This is a genomic window from Neorhizobium galegae bv. orientalis str. HAMBI 540 (assembly GCF_000731315.1).
Taxonomy (GTDB): Bacteria; Pseudomonadota; Alphaproteobacteria; order Rhizobiales; family Rhizobiaceae; genus Neorhizobium; species Neorhizobium galegae.
Genome location: NZ_HG938354.1, coordinates 1,610,654 through 1,629,025 on the forward strand (window position 1 = coordinate 1,610,654; position 18,372 = coordinate 1,629,025).

Annotated in this window: 15 protein-coding genes and 2 pseudogenes; 8 read left to right on the forward strand and 9 right to left on the reverse strand. The window is 62.7% G+C overall.

Annotated elements, in window-relative coordinates; all coding sequences use genetic code 11:
- Position 1 precedes the first annotated feature (1 nt).
- From RG540_RS30150 to RG540_RS30170, 5 genes are all read left to right on the forward strand, one after another.
- On the forward strand, positions 2–1,114 hold the full coding sequence (locus RG540_RS30150) for an ABC transporter permease (RefSeq protein WP_041366047.1): 1,113 nt from the start codon (positions 2–4) through the stop codon (positions 1,112–1,114).
- 5 nt (positions 1,115–1,119) lie between these two features.
- The gene (locus RG540_RS30155; protein ID WP_046599183.1) at positions 1,120–2,052 is read left to right on the forward strand and encodes an ABC transporter permease; all 933 of its coding nucleotides are present in this window, start codon (positions 1,120–1,122) and stop codon (positions 2,050–2,052) included.
- Positions 2,049–2,906 (forward strand): ABC transporter ATP-binding protein, encoded by an 858-nt coding sequence (locus RG540_RS30160; RefSeq protein ID WP_041366049.1) that lies wholly within the window; start codon positions 2,049–2,051, stop codon positions 2,904–2,906. Before RG540_RS30155 ends, RG540_RS30160 begins: the two co-directional genes overlap by 4 nt.
- Entirely contained in the window at positions 2,903–3,679 is a 777-nt protein-coding gene (locus RG540_RS30165) for an ABC transporter ATP-binding protein (RefSeq protein ID WP_041366051.1), read from the forward strand. The genes RG540_RS30160 and RG540_RS30165 overlap by 4 nt, the downstream gene beginning before the upstream one ends.
- A gap of 87 nt (positions 3,680–3,766) precedes the next feature.
- Complete coding sequence (locus tag RG540_RS30170) at positions 3,767–4,726, forward strand: dihydrodipicolinate synthase family protein (protein WP_041366053.1); 960 nt, start codon at positions 3,767–3,769, stop codon at positions 4,724–4,726.
- Positions 4,727–4,865: 139 nt separating this feature from the next.
- Here the strand turns inward: RG540_RS30170 and RG540_RS33410 are convergent.
- The 3 genes and pseudogenes from RG540_RS33410 to RG540_RS30185 form a co-directional block, all read right to left on the reverse strand.
- Positions 4,866–5,063, reverse strand: a pseudogene (locus RG540_RS33410) (hypothetical protein); the annotation flags it as partial.
- Between the two features lie 40 nt (positions 5,064–5,103).
- Positions 5,104–5,286 (reverse strand): hypothetical protein, encoded by a 183-nt coding sequence (locus RG540_RS30180; protein WP_041366620.1) that lies wholly within the window; start codon positions 5,284–5,286, stop codon positions 5,104–5,106.
- Between the two features lie 377 nt (positions 5,287–5,663).
- Positions 5,664–6,147, reverse strand: a pseudogene (locus tag RG540_RS30185) (HipA domain-containing protein); the annotation flags it as partial.
- A gap of 465 nt (positions 6,148–6,612) precedes the next feature.
- On the opposite strand from RG540_RS30185, the gene RG540_RS30190 reads away from it, so the two are divergent.
- Positions 6,613–7,653, forward strand: a complete 1,041-nt coding sequence (locus RG540_RS30190; RefSeq protein ID WP_041366055.1) for a LacI family DNA-binding transcriptional regulator — start codon at positions 6,613–6,615, stop codon at positions 7,651–7,653.
- A gap of 3 nt (positions 7,654–7,656) precedes the next feature.
- On the opposite strand, the gene RG540_RS30195 is transcribed toward RG540_RS30190, so the two are convergent.
- From RG540_RS30195 to RG540_RS30220, 6 genes are read right to left on the reverse strand one after another with little or no spacing between them, the layout of a single operon-like run.
- A complete protein-coding gene (locus RG540_RS30195; RefSeq protein ID WP_041366057.1) occupies positions 7,657–8,715 on the reverse strand; it encodes a carbohydrate ABC transporter permease in 1,059 nt (352 codons plus the stop codon).
- A gap of 2 nt (positions 8,716–8,717) precedes the next feature.
- Positions 8,718–9,713 (reverse strand): carbohydrate ABC transporter permease, encoded by a 996-nt coding sequence (locus RG540_RS30200; protein ID WP_041366059.1) that lies wholly within the window; start codon positions 9,711–9,713, stop codon positions 8,718–8,720.
- Entirely contained in the window at positions 9,700–10,818 is a 1,119-nt protein-coding gene (locus RG540_RS30205; RefSeq protein WP_041366062.1) for an ABC transporter ATP-binding protein, read from the reverse strand. The genes RG540_RS30200 and RG540_RS30205 overlap by 14 nt, the downstream gene beginning before the upstream one ends.
- Positions 10,806–12,170 (reverse strand): polygalacturonase PglB, encoded by a 1,365-nt coding sequence (pglB, locus tag RG540_RS30210; protein ID WP_041366064.1) that lies wholly within the window; start codon positions 12,168–12,170, stop codon positions 10,806–10,808. Before pglB ends, RG540_RS30205 begins: the two co-directional genes overlap by 13 nt.
- A complete protein-coding gene (gene bglB, locus RG540_RS30215; protein WP_041366066.1) occupies positions 12,167–13,261 on the reverse strand; it encodes a beta-galactosidase BglB in 1,095 nt (364 codons plus the stop codon). The genes pglB and bglB overlap by 4 nt, the downstream gene beginning before the upstream one ends.
- 15 nt (positions 13,262–13,276) lie before the next feature.
- Positions 13,277–15,796, reverse strand: coding sequence for a hypothetical protein (locus RG540_RS30220; RefSeq protein ID WP_041366068.1), 2,520 nt, complete (start codon positions 15,794–15,796; stop codon positions 13,277–13,279).
- A gap of 196 nt (positions 15,797–15,992) precedes the next feature.
- On the opposite strand from RG540_RS30220, the gene RG540_RS30225 reads away from it, so the two are divergent.
- On the forward strand, positions 15,993–17,270 hold the full coding sequence (locus RG540_RS30225) for an ABC transporter substrate-binding protein (RefSeq protein WP_041366070.1): 1,278 nt from the start codon (positions 15,993–15,995) through the stop codon (positions 17,268–17,270).
- A 509-nt stretch (positions 17,271–17,779) separates the two neighbouring features.
- Positions 17,780–18,349 (forward strand): hypothetical protein, encoded by a 570-nt coding sequence (locus RG540_RS30230; RefSeq protein ID WP_041366072.1) that lies wholly within the window; start codon positions 17,780–17,782, stop codon positions 18,347–18,349.
- The last annotated feature ends 23 nt before the right edge of the window (positions 18,350–18,372 follow it).

Below are 18,372 nucleotides of genomic sequence, written 5' to 3' on the forward strand. Positions count from 1 at the left end.
CGTGGCCAGCGTGGACATGACGACACGAGACAACTCGCCCGTACCGACCACGACTGGTCCCGCCACCAATGGCCCGGTCGATGACATGCCGGATGATGGCATCAAGCTTGCCGTCCGTCACTTCATCGGTCGCGTCGTCGCTGTGGTGACGACGCTGCTGGGGCTGCTCTTCCTGACCTTCTCGATGGGACGCCTGCTGCCGGCCGATCCGGTTCTGGCGATCACCGGACCCGAGGTCAGCAAGGAAGTCTACGACCGAGTTTTCAAGCAACTCGGGCTCGACCAGCCCGTCTACATCCAGTTCCTCAGCTATGTGAAAAGAGTGCTGACCGGCGATCTCGGCGTCTCCGCGATCACCGGCCAGCCCATCGTCACCGACCTGCTGTCGATCTTTCCGGCGACGATCGAACTGACCCTGGTGGCGATGATCGTCGGCACTATCGTTGGCGTGCCACTCGGCATCACGGCTGCGGTTCATCGCGGCAAGCCGATCGACCATGTCGCCCGTATCGTCGGTCTTGCAGGCCATTCGATCCCGACCTTCTGGATGGGTCTGATGGCGCTCTTCATCTTCTATGCCAAGCTGCAATGGGTCGGCGCATCGGGGCGCGTCGATGTCTATTACGAAGGTATCGTCACGCCGGTGACCGGCTTTCTGCTGCTCGATTCCGCCATGGAAGGCAATTGGGACGTCTTCCAGAATGCGCTCGGCCACATCATCCTGCCCGGCTCGATCCTCGGTTATTATTCCGTCGCCTATATCAGCCGCATGTCGCGCAGCTTCATGCTGGAGCAGCTCGGCCAGGAATACATCATCACGGCGCGCGCCAAGGGGCTGGCCTCCCGCCAGGTGATCTGGCGCCATGCCTTCCGCAACATCCGCGTCCAGCTCCTGACCATCATAGCGCTGACGCTCGGCGGCCTGCTTGAAGGCGCGGTGCTGATCGAGACCGTCTTTGCCTGGCCGGGGCTCGGCCAGTATCTCACCCGCGGCCTGCAGATGAACGACATGAATGTTGTCATGGGTGCGGTTCTCACCATCGGGATCGTCTTCCTGATCATCAACATCACGTCGGATGTGCTCTACCGCATCCTCGACCCGAGAACACGGTGATAGATATGGCGATACCCATTTCCCCATCTCGCCCCACGCCTCCCGGCATTCGCGGCTGGCTTCTCGCCCCTGAACCCAAGGGTACGCTGCATGCGTCTCTGCAGCAATTCTACCAGGGCTGGCTGAAATTCCGTGAACATCCGCTCGGCGTCGTTGGCCTAGTGGTTATCCTGATCCTCATCATAACCGCCGCCGCTGCCCCGCTTCTGACGCAATACGATCCGATCGCCCAGAACATGGCGATCCGCCTGTCGCCCCCCTCCTGGGACCACATTCTCGGAACCGACAATTTCGGTCGCGACGTCTTCGCCCGCATCATTTACGGCGCACGCACGACGCTCGACATCATCATCCTCGTGACGATCATCGTCGCACCGATCGGGCTCTTGATCGGCACCTGCTCCGGTTATTTCGGCGGCATTGTCGATGAGGTGCTGATGCGCATCACGGATATCTTCCTCTCCTTCCCCGGTCTCGTATTGGCGCTCGGCTTTGCGGCAGCTCTCGGTCCCGGCATCACCAATGCGATCATCGCGATCTCGCTGACTGCCTGGCCGCCGATCGCCCGCCTCGCCCGCGCCGAAACGCTGAGCCTCAGGCAAATGGACTATATCGCCGCGGTGCGGCTGCAAGGCGCATCCTCGGCCGCCGTCATCATGCGCCATATTCTGCCGATGTGCGTACCCTCGGTCATCGTCCGCGTGACGCTCAACATGGCCGGCATCATCCTGACCGCCGCCGGCCTCGGCTTCCTCGGCCTTGGCGCCCAGCCGCCATGGCCGGAATGGGGCGCGATGGCCGCCACCGGCCGCGAGTTCATGCTCGACAGCCCCTGGGTTATCGCCGCACCCGGCATTGCAATCGCAGTCGTCAGCCTTGCTTTCAACCTCGTCGGCGATGCCCTGCGCGACGTACTCGACCCCAGAGGTGGCGAATGACCGAACCGCTCATCGATGTCAGAAATATGGAAATCTCCTTCGCCCACGGCTTCGTGAAAGCTGTGCGCGGCGTGAGCTTCCAACTCGGCCGCGAAAAGCTCGGCATCGTCGGCGAATCCGGCTCCGGCAAATCGACCGTCGGCCGGGCCATCATGCGGCTCCTGCCGCCGACCGCAAAGGTCACCGCCGACCGGATGACGTTCAAAGGCACCGATATTCTGGCCGCCAGTGAAAAGCAGATGATGGATATCCGCGGCAAGCAGATCGGCCTCATCCTGCAGGACCCGAAATATTCGCTAAACCCGGTCATGCGCGTCGGCGAGCAGATCGCCGAGACCTATCGGCTGCATTATCCGAAAGCCGGCAAGAAGGCCGCTGAGAAGAAGGTGCTGGAAATGCTGGAAGCGGTAAAGATCCGCGATCCGCAGCGCGTCTTCCGGCTCTATCCGCACGAAGTCTCAGGCGGCATGGGTCAGCGCATCATGATCGCCATGATGCTGATCGCCGAGCCGGAAGTACTGATCGCCGACGAACCCACGTCGGCGCTCGACGTGACCGTGCGCCTCGACGTTCTGGCGCTGCTCGACGAACTGATCGCCCGGCGCAACCTCGGCCTGATCTTCATCAGCCACGATTTGAACCTGATCCGTAAATTCTGCGACCGGGTGCTGATCATGTATGCGGGACGCGTCGTCGAAGTGCTGAAGGCGTCCGAACTCGATAATGCCCAGCACCCCTATACCCAAGGGCTGCTCGCCTCGCTGCCGTCCATCGAAAACCCGCCGGCACGCCTGCCGACGCTGACGCGCGATCCGTCCTGGCTGACGCAACCCACGATCGGAGTGCCGTCATGATCGACGTCGAAAACCTCACCGTGCGGTTTGGCCCGCGCACGCCGCTCGTTGTGAAGGGCATCAGCTTCACCGTCGAACGCGGGAAATCCTTCGGCCTCGTCGGCGAATCCGGCTGCGGCAAATCCACCGTGCTCCGCGCGATTTCCGGCCTCAACCGCAATTACGGCGGACGGATTTCGCTGGATGGCAAGCCGCTGGAGCCGGAACGGAGCAAAGCCTTCTTCCGCGACGTCCAGATGGTCTTCCAGGACCCCTACGGCTCGCTGCATCCGCGCAAGACAGTTCGCTCGCAGTTGATCGAACCACTGCGCAATCAGAACCTGCCGATCAAGGAAAACGCTGTTTCCGACGTGCTGAAAGCAGTCGGTCTCGATCCCGGCCTGGGCTATCGGTTCCCGCATCAGCTTTCCGGCGGCCAGCGGCAGCGCGTCGCGATCGCCCGCGCATTGATCCTCGACCCGCCTGTTCTGTTGCTCGACGAGCCGACCTCGGCGCTCGACGTTTCCGTGCAGGCGGAAATCCTCAATCTGCTCGCCGACCTGCAGAAGGAACGCGGGTTGACCTACCTGCTGGTGAGCCACGACATGGCCGTCATTGCGCATCTCTGCAGCCGCGTCGCGATCATGAACGGCGGCGAGGTCGTCGAGGAAACCGGCATCGAGCAGATCCGCTCGGGCCATGTCCAGCACCCATATTCCCAACGGCTTCTTTCCGCCAGCCGCGCTTACGGCAAGCAGGAAATGCGCCCGGTCGAGGTCATGAACTCGGCCTGATTCCAACGGGCGTCCAGCGCCGGGGCGCTGGGCAAGACCGTTCCTCGACGATTTTTCCACTCACCCCTGAACCGGGAGCCTGAAGCCATGCCCAATTTTTCCGTGACACCCGAAATGCTTGCGAAATCGGTGCTCTCCGTGCCGCCCCTGGCACGCAAGGCCGACTACACGCTCGACCGCGAAGGCAACCGCCAGATTCTGGCGCATCTGGCGCAAGGCGGCGTGACGACAGCGCTTTATGGCGGCAACGCCAACCTCTACAACATCTCCGTCCGCGAATTCGCGGAGATGGTCGACATGCTGAAGGAGATCGCCCCCTCCGGCACCTGGCTTATCCCTTCGGTCGGTCCGGACTACGGCAAGTCGCTGGACCAGATCGCAATTCTCAAGGACCACGACCTGCCGACTGCGATGGTCCTGCCCCTGAATTTTCCGGTGACTTCGGCCGGCGTCGCAACCGGCCTTCGCCGCATCGCCGACGCCTACGGGCGGCCGATCATCGCCTATGTGAAATCGCTCGACTACATTTCGGCGGCCGATCTCGCGGCCGTCGTTACGGATGGAGCGATCTGCACGATCAAATACGCGGTCGTCCGGCAGAACCCGAAGGAAGATATCTACCTCTCCGAGCTCGTCCAGAAGGTCGATCGCAAGATCATCATCTCCGGCATCGGCGAGCGGCCGGCGATCAGCCACCTGATGGATTTCGGTCTGCAGGGCTTCACTTCCGGCTCCGTCTGCGTCGCACCCGCCATGTCCACCGGTATCCTGAAAGCACTGAAGGCCGGCAATGTCGCCGAGGCGGAACGGCTGCGGGCCTTCTTCATGGGGCTGGAAGACCTGCGCGACGGCGTATCGCCGCTCCGCGTCCTGCATGAAGCGGTCGCGACCGCCGGCATTGCGGATACCGGCCCGATACTGCCGTTCCTGGAGAATATCACCGATGCCAAGGTGCTCTCCGCCATAACGGCAGCCTCGCAGAAACTGCTGGCGGCGGATCGGGCATATCAATCCGGTCAGGTCGAGAAGCAGGTTGAGCGGGCCTAGGAAGTGCATCCCTGCCGAATGGGCATCAGCGTCGTTGCGGAAGGCGTCGAGACGCGTCAACAAGCAGACCTTCTTAAGAAGCGGGGATGTCGGCTAGGCTAGGGATTTCTATATTCAAAAGCCGTGCCGGCGCACATTATGTCTCCGGCGGCGGGTGTTTTCCCGGACCCGGATCGATGAAGGCCGAACATTCGTGATCCGACTCCAGCATTGCCATGAACGATGTCGCGACGATTGTTTCTCCGCAGGCAGCGCACCCCAGAATATAGGAGCCGCCGTGAACGACCGCTTCTGTTGCCTCCAATCCGCAAGACGTGCAGGACAACATATTACTCATGGTCAAATTCAACCCGCGCTCGCTGCTTCTGATGACGAGCTCACGATGCAGCGGCCAGGATAGTGGCGATGGCGAGCAGTAAGGGACACAGCCACCTGAAGTGACGAACCACAAGCAACTTGCGCGCCGAGTCCCGTGACCAGGACAGATAGCCAAAGCCCAGGGACGTCATCCACAGCCCGGCGCAAAACATGATGAATTCGTCGATATAGGTTGCGATCATCGCGGTTGCTCTGGCTTTGAAAGGCAGCGTTGGAGCCTGTAGTATATTCATTTGCTGTCATCAGATAAAGCAGCGTGGCGGAGACGGAAGAAAAAAGTGCCGAACATTCAACGCTTCCACGCGATGCGGTCACCATATTCGCCGTCGACCTCCAAGTCGGTGGCCGATCAGGTCCCGGGACAGCTGAAGGCTTGGGACCGTGCAGGAGAACCATCCTGCAACACCTGGGACGTTCCATTTACGAGCAGGTCACCCAACTCGGTTTGCTTCAAAGAGGCCGGAGGTGGCTGCGATCAACGCGGCGGCGAAGCCCAAAGCCGCGGCTTGCTAGCTGACTTCTGGCGGGTGATCGTGGAAGATCCAGAGTACTATCCGCGTTATAGGACCAGCGCTCGCTTAAGATCGTCATGCTCAAAGGCGCTGCCCATGCGATTGATTTCGCTGCCTCGCGCTCCGACTGCCTTGGCAGTATCACGCCAGGTTGCGGTCACCCCCGCGACCTCTTTGATGATAACGCGCGCCTGGCTCAGCGTGAGCGCAAAATATTCGGATGCAGCTTCCAGAAGATCAAGCGAGCAGGTGCCTTCATCAAGGTCGATGTTGGTGGTCAACACCCGCGCCTTGAGGTCGGTCGGAACGGGATTGAGATCGTAGGCCGGCGACAATGTCCACCCGGCCTTGCCCAGCCAAAAGGAATCCGTGATTGCGCAAATGATCATCGACATTGGAGATCAGCACGTTGAAGACCACGCGCCGATAGAGAGCATGGGCGTCCTTCTTCCGTTGTGCGCCGTGCTCCGCGAGAGCATCGACAATTTCGGGATAGCTGCCGCGATCGCCATCCCTGGCGCCCATTATCGCTGGGTTTCGGAAAAGCCGAGGTTTCCACAGAAGCGAATGAAGGCCGAAGGCTGCACGCCGCCCCTTCCGCCCTCTCGGCAACCGTGACACCGCAATCCTGTGCTTGTTGTTCCGCGACGTCGTCGGCGCATTGCCGCAACCGCTTCGGCAGGCTTTCAGAAACGTCGACCAGCAGCTCTTGGAATTTCCAAGCCACCTATAGAAGACCGGAGCTTGGGGGTGGAGACGGAGCGCTTCCACAACACCCCCGACGCGGCTTTTCGGCGGAAGGCCGCGTCAAGATCGTCTTGCGTTGGAGCCACGTGAGCATGCATGATGGACGAAGTTCACCGCATCGGGGGATGAAGCATCGCTTCGGCGACGGATCATGCGCGTAGATATCCAAATGACCTGCACGAACAGTGTGGGATATTGTTTGCTCGCGTCGGCGCTTCAAAAACCCGGCTTAAATCGAAAGAAATTCTATTGAAAGCCAAGATAGGCTTGAAAGATGTGGCTCTGGATGCCGGTGTTTCGCTCAGTACCGCGTCCCATGTTCTCAACGGAACCGCGCCGATATCCATGGAAGTTCGGGAGCGGGTCCTTAATTCCGCGCAAAGGCTGGGATATCTGGAAAAGCGTCGAAGCCGGGCGACGATCGCCACGCTTCGCACGATCCTCCTGGCGATCACCAGCGATGCGGCGCCTCACAGCGATGTCAATCTCGTCAGCTGGACGATGCTCAACAGCCTGCGCCAGGAATGCGAGCGCCTCAGCATCCGTATCGTCCCTTTCGTCAGCGCCGGCAGCCGGATCGACGGCAGCGAGGTGCGCCGGCTGGCGCAGGCCGAAAATGTCGACGGCATCGTTATCCTCAACGACGACCGGCCGGAACTGATTCGCGCCATTGCCGCCGGGCGGACGCCGCTCGTCATCCTGAACGGCGAGGATCCTTCGATGCTGGTCGATACGGTCACCGGTGAAAACCGCTTCGGCGCCCGCCAGGGAACAGAGCACCTGCTTTCGCTCGGCCATCGCCGCATCCTGCACCTGACCTGGAAGGGCAGGACCACGATCCGCCGCCGGTATGACGGCTACGCCGATGCGCATCTTGCGGCCGGCCTTGCCGTATCGCCGGAGATGATCGTCGAGGCGGAGGGATATGAGCCTCACCAGGGCGAGCAGGCGATCCGCCAATTGCTGTCCGAAGATAGCAGCCTGCGCGGCGCAACCGCGATCTTCTGCGCCGCCGACAACCTGGCGCTCGGCTGCCTGAGGGCGCTGGCGGCATTCGACATGCGCGTGCCGGAAGAAATGTCCGTGCTCGGCTTCGACGATATCGTCCCCGGGGAGTTCAGCACGCCGCCGCTCTCGACCGTCCAGTTGCCGACCGACCGGCTGGGGGCGGCCGCAATCAGCCTTCTGGAACAGCGGCTGGTCGCCAACGACCCGCTGCGGCCGGCCTACCGGCTGGAGCTCGGCTGCAAGCTGGTGCTGCGGGGCAGCGTCGCGCCGCCCCGCAGGTGAACCTCACTTCATTCCGGTGCCGGCAATGCCGGTCGTGATGTATTTCTGCAGGAACAAGAAAACGACCGTGACCGGCGCCAGGCTCAGGAAGGTCATGGCGAGGATGTAGTTCCACTGCACGGAAAACTCGCCTTGGAAGGCGTTGAGCCCGACCTGCAGGGTGAAGTTTTCGCGGCTGCTCAAGACGATCAGCGGCCAGAGGAAGTCGTTCCACCGCCACAGGACGGAAAAGATCGCCAGCACCGCAAGCGCCGGCGCCGTCAGTGGCAGGACGATGCGCCAGAAGATCCGGAACTCGCTTGCCGCGTCGACGCGGGCCGCCTCGATGAGTTCGTCGGGAATGGTAAGCATGTACTGGCGCAGCAAGAAAACGCCGGTCGGCGAGGCAACGGTCGGAATGATGATGCCCCAGAGACTGTCCACCAGGCCGACGCCGACGACGACCAGATAGGCCGGCACCATGACCACCGTCAGGGGGATCATCAGCGTCGAGATGATCAGCACGAAGATCGCCTTCTCGCCCCGGAACCGGTATTTCGACAGCGCGAAAGCCGCAAGCGCGTTGACGACGAGCGTCAACAGTGTTGCGACGAAGGTGACGAAGACCGAATTCTTCAGAAAGGTGAGGAAGTCGAACCTGGTGAGCGGATCGGTATAGTTCTCGGTCGCGATCGTAAGCCGCTGGACCGGTGAAATGTTTTTGACGTCGACGCTCACCGGCGGTCCGGGATTGCTCGGATCGACCATCTGGGCTTTCAGCCCGATGCGCCGGACCATCGCCATCTCGCGCCGCTGACCGTCGACATCAACGGTCCAGAGGCTGAGCGGGGCGTCGAAGCCCGGTACGGTCTGCTGAACCGCCGCACGCGGCAGCAGCGTCGGCGGAAAGCGGGTGATCTCGGCGGCCGGCTTGAACGAGGATAGGCCCGCCCAGACCACCGGAATGAGCACGGCAAGCGTGCCCAGGATCAGCCAGGCCCAGGAAAGAATATCGGTGACGCCGATCCGCCCCGGCCGGCGAGTGCGGGTCAGGAAGGCGATGGGTGAGAGGCCTTGCGTCATGGTCAGGACTCCATCTTGCGGCCAAGCCGCAATTGTATGAGCGTCAGGGCCAGCAACACGAGGCCCATCAGCACCGAGGCCGCCGAGGCGAGGCCGAAAAGGCGCAGGTCGCTGCCGAAGGCCATCTGGTAGATGTACTGCACGATGAAGCTGTTTGCGGTGCCGGGCCCGCCGCCATTGGTCAGCACCCAGGCTTCGTCGAAGATCTGGACCGAGCGGATCATCAGGAGGATCAGCACGACGAGCAGGTTCGGCCCGAGAAGCGGAAGCGTGATCCGCAAAAGCGTGCGCCGGGGCGAGGCTGCGTCGATCGAGGCGGCTTCATAGAGATCCTTCGGAATGGCCTGCAGGCCGGCGAGAAGGATCAGCGTATAAAAGCCCATGTGAAACCAGACGGAAACCACCACCACGAAGAAGCGCGACCAGCCGACGTCCAGCAGGAAGATTTCCGGCGGGACGCCGAGCATTTGCAGGAAGGCGTTGAGCAGGCCGTTGCGGTCCAGGAACCACTTCCAGATCAGGCCGATGACGACCGGCGACAGCAGGACGGGATAAAAGAACATGGCCCGGAAGAAACCGCGCGCGGCGATCGCCCGGTTGAGGATGAGAGCCGTCACCAATGCCACGAGCAGGGTTGCGGCAACGTTGAAGCCGACGAACCAGAGCGTGTTCCAGACCGCCGTCCAGAACAGGGATTCGCGGCAGCTCCCCGGACGAAGGTAGTCCTCGCACTGCAGGAGCTGACGGAAATTGTCGAAGCCGACGAAAGGCCGCTCCGACACGAAAAGGCCGGTGCCGCCGGTAAAGGCGTAACCAACCGCAATGGCGATGGGCAGGAAGGTGAAGATGCCGAAAAGGATGAGGTTCGGCGCGAGGAACAGATAGGGCATCCGCTTCCTGCCCATCAGCCGCTCAAACCCGTTGATCGGCGCCTCGACGATGCCCATGACGAGGTCGAGGGCACGGCCGCCGAGATCGGTCGCCTTAGGCGTGCTCATGGACATCACTCCGTTGGCGAACGGATTGCGGCAGAGCCAGGCCGCTATCGGGATCGAAGACGTGCACCCGGCCGGATAGCGGCATGATCCGCAGAAGGTCGCCGGACCGCGGCGCGAAATGGCCGGTCTGGTGGACGATGATTGGCTCTTCCCGCCCCTCGAGCGTTCCGTAGACATAGGTCTCCGTCCCAAGGCTTTCGTGATACTGGACGACGAACGGCAGTCCTTCGCCGCCGACCGAAAAATGCGCGGGTCGTATGCCGACAAGCACGGCCTGGCCTATCTTCGCCGCGGTGGGGTCGATCGACGCGGTGAGCGGAGCGCCGTAGCCGGCGTCGATCGTCACCCCGGCTTCGCCGGCCGCCGTCACCTGGCCCTTCAGCATGTTCATCCGCGGCGAGCCCAGGAAGCCCGCCACGAAGAGGTTCCTCGGATTGTCGAAGAGTTCGAGCGGCGTTCCAACCTGCTCGATTCGGCCGCCGTTGAGTACGACGATCTCGTCGGCCATGGTCATCGCCTCGACCTGGTCGTGGGTAACGTAGATCATCGTTGTTCTCAGCTGGCGATGCAGCCGGGTGATTTCCGCCCTTGTCTGCACGCGCAGCGCCGCGTCGAGGTTCGAAAGCGGCTCGTCGAAGAGGAAGATGTCCGGGTTGCGCACGATGGCGCGGCCGATCGCGACCCGCTGGCGCTGGCCGCCGGAAAGTTGCCGTGGCTTGCGATCCAGATAGGGCTCGATCGCCAGCATGCGCGCCGCCTCCCCGATCCGTGTCTCGATTTCACTGCGCTTGAATTTCAGGTTTTCGAGCCCGAAGGCGAGATTCTTGCGCACGCTCATATGGGGATAGAGCGCATAGGACTGGAAGACCATGGCGATCTTCCGCTCCGCCGGCGAAAGCTGGACGACGTCGCGCCCGCCGATCTCGATGCCGCCGGCGCTGATGTCCTCCAGCCCCGCGATGATCCTCAGAAGAGTCGACTTGCCGCATCCTGACGGCCCGACGAACACGACGAACTTGCCGTTGTCGATCGTCAGGTCGATGCCGTGCAGAACGGTCAGCGCGCCGAACGCCTTGGTGACATTCGTAAGTTTCAGATTTCCCATTCCCTGCTCCCGTCAGGTTCAGTCACTTTATGGACGACGCTTTCGACGTTCCAGCCTTCCGGTATCGGTTGCGGTCTCTCGAAATGCGCCTCCTCGATCGAAATTCCCTCCGTGCCGGCGGTAAAAAGCGCCGGCATGCCACCCGGATAGTCGACAAGGCCGACCACCCGTCCGTCCGCGCCCTTCGTCCATGCGTTGGCACGGCCGGCAGCGTCCGCGCTCAGAGCGATATCCGCGTTGGTCGGCCTCAGATCATAACGAAGTCCGGTGCCGAGCGGGCCTTTCCGCTGCCGCAGTCGTAGCCGCGAAAGCCTGACGCCCTCGATTCCTGCGGCGGACGTCGAGACGAGCGCGATCGCCCCGTCCATTTGGCCGCGCAGGTCCTCGACAACGAGATTTCGAACGGCACCGGCCCGGCGGGTGGGGATGCGATCCACCACCGTCACCGTCAGCGCTTCGCCCGATCCCCAGAAGCCATCGAGCGTCTCGTGGCAATCGACCTCAATCCGGGAGAAGCGGATGTCGGTCATATGCCCGCCGTCGCGCGAAAACAGGCCCAGTCCCCGGTTTGAATCGTGAACCCGGCAGTCCTCGAAGACGACATTGGTGAAATCGCCGTAGGATTCCGTGCCAATCTTGAGCGCGCAGCTGTTGCTTTCGACCAGGCAGCGGCGCACGAGCACGTTTTCGCATTCCCCGATCGCTTGGCCGTCCGGTCCGGCGCTGGTCTTCAGGCAGATGCCGTCATCCGCCGTCGATATGTCGCAGTCCTCCACAACCACATGCCGGCAGGCGTCGAGCACGAGGCCGTCGGTATTCGGCATGCGCCGGTTGTTCGATACCTTTACGCAACTGACATAGACATCGTCGCAATTGACCAGGTGCAGCGTCCACATCGGCGAATCGACGATTTCCAATCGCTCGATCCGGACGCCGCGGCAGGATTCGAAGACCACCACGCGCGGGCGGTATTCCGCCGGAACAAGGGTGCCCATCGCCTCATCGTTGCCGGCGATGAAATATTCGCCACCCGCCTCGATCCGTCCTGGGCCGGTCAAGGCAATGTCTGTCGCGTTTCTTGCGACGATCATGGCGCGGTTCGACTTCTCGGCGATAACCGAAACCGATGTCTCTTCGTAAGCTCCATAGACGGCGGCCGGGCGCAGGATCGCGCCTTTTGCCAGATGAAGCTCGACGCCGGATTGCAGCCTCAGGCCGCGCGTATTGTGGATGCCTTCGGCAAGTTCCACGCAGCCGCCACCTCGGGCTGCCACCTGGTCGATTGCCGCCTGAATACGCGCCGTCTCGTCCTCCTGCGCGGGTTCGACAAGAAGGGACGGGAGCCTGTTCATGCGCCCTCCTCGCCCTCGAGCAGGACTTCCGTCAAAAGCAGCATCGTCAGCGCCTGCCCATAAGGGGTCGGTAGGTTGGGGATCCGACGATAGAAATCCAGATCGTGCCCCATCGGCGTGCCATCCGAAACGCCCTGGACGACGCCCTCGTCATCGACCTGTGAGAGCACGGCCGCGAGCGCGCGTTCCGCATGCACCCGGTTGGAGGCATCCAGGATGCCCGCATCGATGCCGCGCAGGATGCCATAGGCGATCCCGGCCGTCGCCGATGTTTCAAGCGGAGATGTCGGATCGTCGAGTAGCGTATGGAACATGCCGTCCGGGCGCTGCAGTCGCTTCAGCGAGCGCACCTGGCTTGCAAGCACGTTCGACAGGAAACGCTTGTCCTTTTCCTGGAGATCGGGAACGAGTTCGAACAGTTCGGGAATGGCAACCGTGATCCAGGCGTTGCCGCGCGCCCAGAAGGCCCTGGCGAAATTGTGCCGGCCGTTGAAGGTCCAGCCGTGATACCAGAGCCCGGTGACCGGATCGGACAGATAGCGGGCATGCACCATGAACTGGTAGACGGCCTCGTCGATCCAGTCGCGACGCCCGCAGGCGACGCCCGCGCGTGCCAGAAACAGTGCGGCCATGAACAGCGTATCATCCCAGAGCTCGCCGTCGTTCAGCCGTTCCTTGACGACGTGCTGAAAGCCACCGTCCTCGGTCTTCGGAAGCTGGTGGACGAGCCAGTCCGCCCAGTCCTCGACAAGCGTGCGGAAATCCGGCCGGTCGACATGATCGATGAGGATGGCGAGTGGCAGCATGGGTGCCGTGCTGTTGATCTGCCGTGGCGGCAGGCCCCGGTCGATTTGCCGGCCGTACCAGGCGACGAGATCGTCGACGGCGTTCCGGTCGCCGGCGGCGAGCGCACGACGCAGGAAGCCGTAGAGGCCGACGCCGACTTCCCAGTCCCATTCGTCGAACTGGATACCGCCGTCCGCATCCGCCCCGGCAAGGCCTTCCTTGATGCCCTTGAGGCGGCTGAACGCAACCGCGACCTGATCGATCGTTTCCTGCAGGGCCGGTTTGTTGAGGGTCATCGAATCCATCGGTCGGAATGTCCTTTATGTATAGAATGGATGGGCGTCGTCGCCCGCGGTCGTGCTGTCATAGGTCAGGATCGGCACGGGCTGATCGTGGATGAAGGGTTGCGGCTGTCCGCCGACGGTGAATTCGCCGGCATAGGAGAGCGCCAGCGTCTCGCGGTCCGGCGGTGAAAGGCTCAGCACCTTGCTGTCGATGTCGAACGAGACGGAGGTGGCGCGGATACGTTCGACGAAACGACGGAAAGCGGCTTCGTCGCCGGCGCCCACGACGGCCGCCCAGCCGGTGAGCGCACCCTCGGAGCGCCCCTCGCGCCCGGCGGTCGCTCCGTCGGTCACGAGTTCAAGTCCGTTCGTGGCGTAGAGTGCCGCAAAGCCCCGGCCCGAGCGGGCCAGGAGCCAGTTCCCGTCCAGAACGACCTCGTCGAGGCCGTCGCGACCAAGATAGGCATGGGTCCAGGCATGGCGCGTGCCTTCGGTATCGGCGATCAGCAGGGCCACGTCGCGATATTGGATGACGCGCGGCAGAACGCCGTTGCCGGCCCAATAGGACGGGCGTTGCGTGCCCCAGGGGTCGTCTTCGCCGGGATGGTTGACCCAGAGCCTCGCCATCGGGTGGCCGGCAAGCCGAATATCGAGCACATGCTGCTGGTGGCCCCGCCTGCCCGTCTTGTGATCGATCACGGTCGAGAGCTGCGAGGCTTCCGTCTTGAAGAGCACGAGCTTGCCGCTTTCAAGCCCCTGCGCATAACGCGCTTCTATCGAACGTGCGGGCGCCAACTGGGCAAGCTCCGGCAGGTCGGCCGGCGGCGTGTAGGAGCCGGCGCAGAACATCGGCAGGGACGCGACGCCGCCGTTCAGCCAGCCGCTGCCGAATGCCACGCGGGCGAATGGCGCCAGTTCCGTGAGAGGCCCGGCCCTCAGTTCCTTGTCGTAGGCGCGCCCCTGCGACCCGGCGGGAACGCCCGCCAGCGTGTGCAGCGCGATCATCCGGAAGATGAGATCCAGCTGATGGCGGGCGCGCGGGGCGATATCGTCCCCGCCCCAGCGTTCGAGGGCCAGCAGACCGATGAAATCCACCGGATAATAGGCTGCGGAATTCCATTCGGCGAGGCCATGCGCCTCGACGCTGTCGAACCAGCGGCGAAGCCGGCCTTCCGCCAGCTGCGCCTGCTCGCGACCCGTCCTGCCGGAGGCGGAGAATACGGTATCCGGCATCAACCTGCCGGCGATCAGCTGGCTGGTGTGGAAGCACAGGACATGGTTCTCGCTCCAGAACCACATGACGTCGTTGCCGGGCTCGTCCACCCAGTAGCGGTAGCCGGCGACGGAGGCGCGGATGTTTGCCGCCGTCTCCGGTGCCAGGACATGCTCGTATTCGCCGAGGAGCCAGAGGAGCGGCACCATCACGAAATCCGAGCAATCCTCCCGTCGGTCGATGACCTCGAGCGTCGCAGAGATGATCCTGTCCATCGCCTCCCGGTCGATCTCGCCGGTTGCAGCCATGGCAAGCACGCGGCCGATCCGCTCGGCGCCGAAGCGGGCGCTGAAGGCCAGCGCCTCTTGCTTGCGCTCGGCAAGCGTGGTCGCGGCTTGCGGCAGGACGAGGCCGCTCATGAAGGCCGCGTCGATATGGCGGACAACAGCTGCGGCACCGGAACCCATCTTCAGCCTGATGCCGTGATATCCGTCCGGCAGACCTTTGATTGCGGGAGCGACAAGCCGTGTCTCGCCGGCACCCAGTATCAGGTCCACCTTCGCCAATACGGCCCGGTCATGACCATGGCTGTAGACCTCGATGCCGACGGGCAGATCGGCCCCTGGCGGGGTGTCGAAGAGAATTTCCAGCGGGCGGTCGACGAAAACGTCGGCGGCGGGCCGGATGGCACGCGCGAGGAGCTCGAGCCGCCGGACCTCTTGCCGGTCCAGTGCGGTGGGCAGGGTGATGTCCAGCGGCTGGGTATCGGCCAGTTCCAGCTCGAAGAACCAGATCGTGTCCCGCTCCGCCAGGTCTTCGGTCAGCACAAGGACGTCATTGTCACCAGCGTTCAGCCTCAGGACGATCCCGGTCTCGCTCTCGACGTTGCGCCGAAAAGGCTCGAACCGCACCTGTTCCTCGCCATTCACCCAGATCCGCACACCGCCGCAGGTTCTGAGCCGCATCGGGACCTGGCGGGCAGCCTCGGCGCGGAAACTGCCGCGCAGCCAGCGGCCGACATGGGTGGGCACGTGCCAGAAGCCGGTGAACTCGACGCGGCGGTTCGGCCCGGGCAGGTTAAGGGAGGCCGGCTCCCAGTCGTGCTCGGCACGGATTTCCCGTCCGATCATCTGCACCTGGAAGGCCTTCCTGCAAGGCAGGTCGCCGACATCGACGAAGCCGTTGATGAAGCGGTAATTGACGCGATCTTCCGCGGGCGCCGGCTCACCTGGAAAATACACCTGGCGCAAATCCGAGACGACCCATGCGGTGAAGGTTTCGCCGGGGGCGACATGATAGCTGGCACCGCCCGAACGACCTGCGGCTGCAGGTGAGTGCTCCATGACTGCCTCCCTCAGGTCATGAAAATAATTTCATAAATTGAAACTTGCCGCTTCAGCTTTGTGAGCAGTTTCGAATTTAGGGCGACAAGACAGCTTGACGTTTGGATTGTCAAGCTTCAAAAAGGATAAATTCGAAGGAAAATCCGAAAGGAAACCTTCCGAATTGTGAAAATATTTTCATTGGGAGGATGAAAAAATGCTGAGACTTCTATCAGGGATAAGTGCGTTCGTATTCTCGGCCTTCGCTCTTTCGGGCGCGGCCATGGCGGATGCCAAGACCATTACTTTCCTGTTCACCGACGACGACCAGGGGTATGTCGAGCGCATGGCCGCCTTGAGCAAGGAGTTCGAGGCGTCACATCCCGACGTCAAAGTCAATTTCGTGTCTTCCGGCTATGATGCGGTGGTGAAGCAACTGCCGGTCCAGCTGGCGGCGGGCAAGGGGCCGGACCTCGCCAAGATCACCGATTGGCAGCTCGCGCCCTATTATCTCGACATGCGCTCCTACATGAAGGACCCGGACGCCTTCGCCAAGCTCCACGGGGACAGCCTCAACCAACTCCGCCTGCCCAATATCAACGATCCGAAGTCGATCAACGGCTACGTCGCGTCCCAGACGCTGAACCTGCCGTTCGTCAACAAGACCCTGTTCGAGCAGGCCGGCGAACCACTGCCCGGCCCGAAGGCGACGCTCAAGGAGATCGTGGAAGCCTCCGCCCGCGTCGCAAAGGCGACGGGCGCACAGATCCCCTTCACCATGGATCGGTCGGGCCACCGTTTTTCCGGTGGTGCCTATTCCTACGGTTCGGTCTATGTGAAGGACGGCAAGTTCAATTTCCCGGATGCAGGCGCCCGCAAATATATCGCCGACCTTTATTCCTGGACCCAGAACGGCAGTTTCCCGAAGGAAATGTGGGGGGCGGCCGGCGGCTCGCAGTACAAGAACATGGGCGACGAATTCGTCAACGGCAATGTCGTCACCTATCTCGCCGGCAACTGGATGGTGAACCCCTTCCAGAAGAAGATCGGCAACGCCTTCCAGTGGACGGCCATCAATGCACCCTGCGGCGACGCGGGTTGCTATGCGATGCCGGGCGCGACCGCGATCGTCGGCTTCAAGCGCACCGAACATCCCGAAGCGGTAGCACAGTTCATCGAGTTTCTCGGCTCCGAGAAGGTGCAGCGCGAAATCGCCGAGAGCTATGTCATCCTGACGGGAGCGGACATCAAGAACCCGCAATACAAGATCTCCAGCGACGACGCCAAGACATCGATGGCGGTGTTTCTGGACAACAAAAAGAACGTTCCGCAGGCCGCGCGCGATTTCGAACGCATGAAGGGCGGGACGGCGATCTACCAGCAGATCGTCCAGCGCATGAGCCAGCTCATCGTTGGCGAATTGAGCCTGGAGGAAACCTACAAGAACCTCGAGGCCGACGCAGGCAAGATCAACGAGGCGCTGGCGGTAAAGTGACGATCCGGCATGCCGGGTGGCCACGCAACCCGGCATGCCTTCCCAAAGACCTTAGGTAAGAAGTACTTCGATCCGGTGCTCGGCTGCCTGTCTCTCAGACTGACGGTTAAAGGCCCGCTTGCGTATCAATATCCAAGCGCCACGCAAGCGCTCAGCCGCGCCAGCCGCCCTCAGGCTGGGCTCACCCAGCGGCGGCGCCGACGGTGGTCATTCCGACCACCAGCAAAGCCATGATGATCAGCAGCCAACGCGCCTGATAGACGCTCTCTTCCATCTGAACCTCCTTTTGAAACCGCCGTGAACGCCGCGATTGCGGCCCAAGTTCCGCGTTCGCGACCTTTTCCTCGTCGCACCGGACCTTGGTCGATGGCGCCAATGGTCCAAGGTCCAAGCCCGAATGGGACTGAAGCCCCAAGGCGGGAACATGCGCCGTCGGAAGCCAGTTTTCTCCACAGCTTCGGAAACGCGGTCGCGGTCGGAAGCATGTGGAAACTCAAGGAGATAAAAACATGAACATGATCACACGCGCGGCCTTTGCCGCGGCCCTTCTCGCGGGCACAACCCTGTCCGCATTCGCCCAGACCAGCAGCACCGTCGGAACCGGAGGAACGAGCGCCGGCGGCGGAACGTCCAGCAGCACGGTTGGCACCGGCGGCAGTTCTGCCGGAGGAACGAATTGTGCGCCGGGCACCACCAACTGCAACTCTGGTTCCGCCTCGACCCTGGGCACCGGCGGGTCTTCCGCAGGCGGCGGCCAGTCCAGCAGTTCGGTTGGCACCGGCGGTTCGGCGGCCGGCTCCGGCGCCGGCTCGGCGTCGACACTCGGCACCGGTGGTACGTCCGCAGGCGATGGCCAGTCCAGCAGCTCGGTCGGCACCGGCGGATCTGCGGCCGGGTCGGGTAGCGGTTCGGGTTCCGCTTCGACGCTCGGCACCGGCGGTACGTCGGCCAAGGATGGCACGTCGACCGGCTCCGTCGGAACCGGCGGCAGTTCGGCAGGCGCAGCCGGCCTGGAACACGGACAGGGCAAGAAGGCATGTCCTCCGGGCCAGGCCAAAAAAGACGGCGCTTCCTGCTAGTCCCATCCATCGGGCGAAGGCGG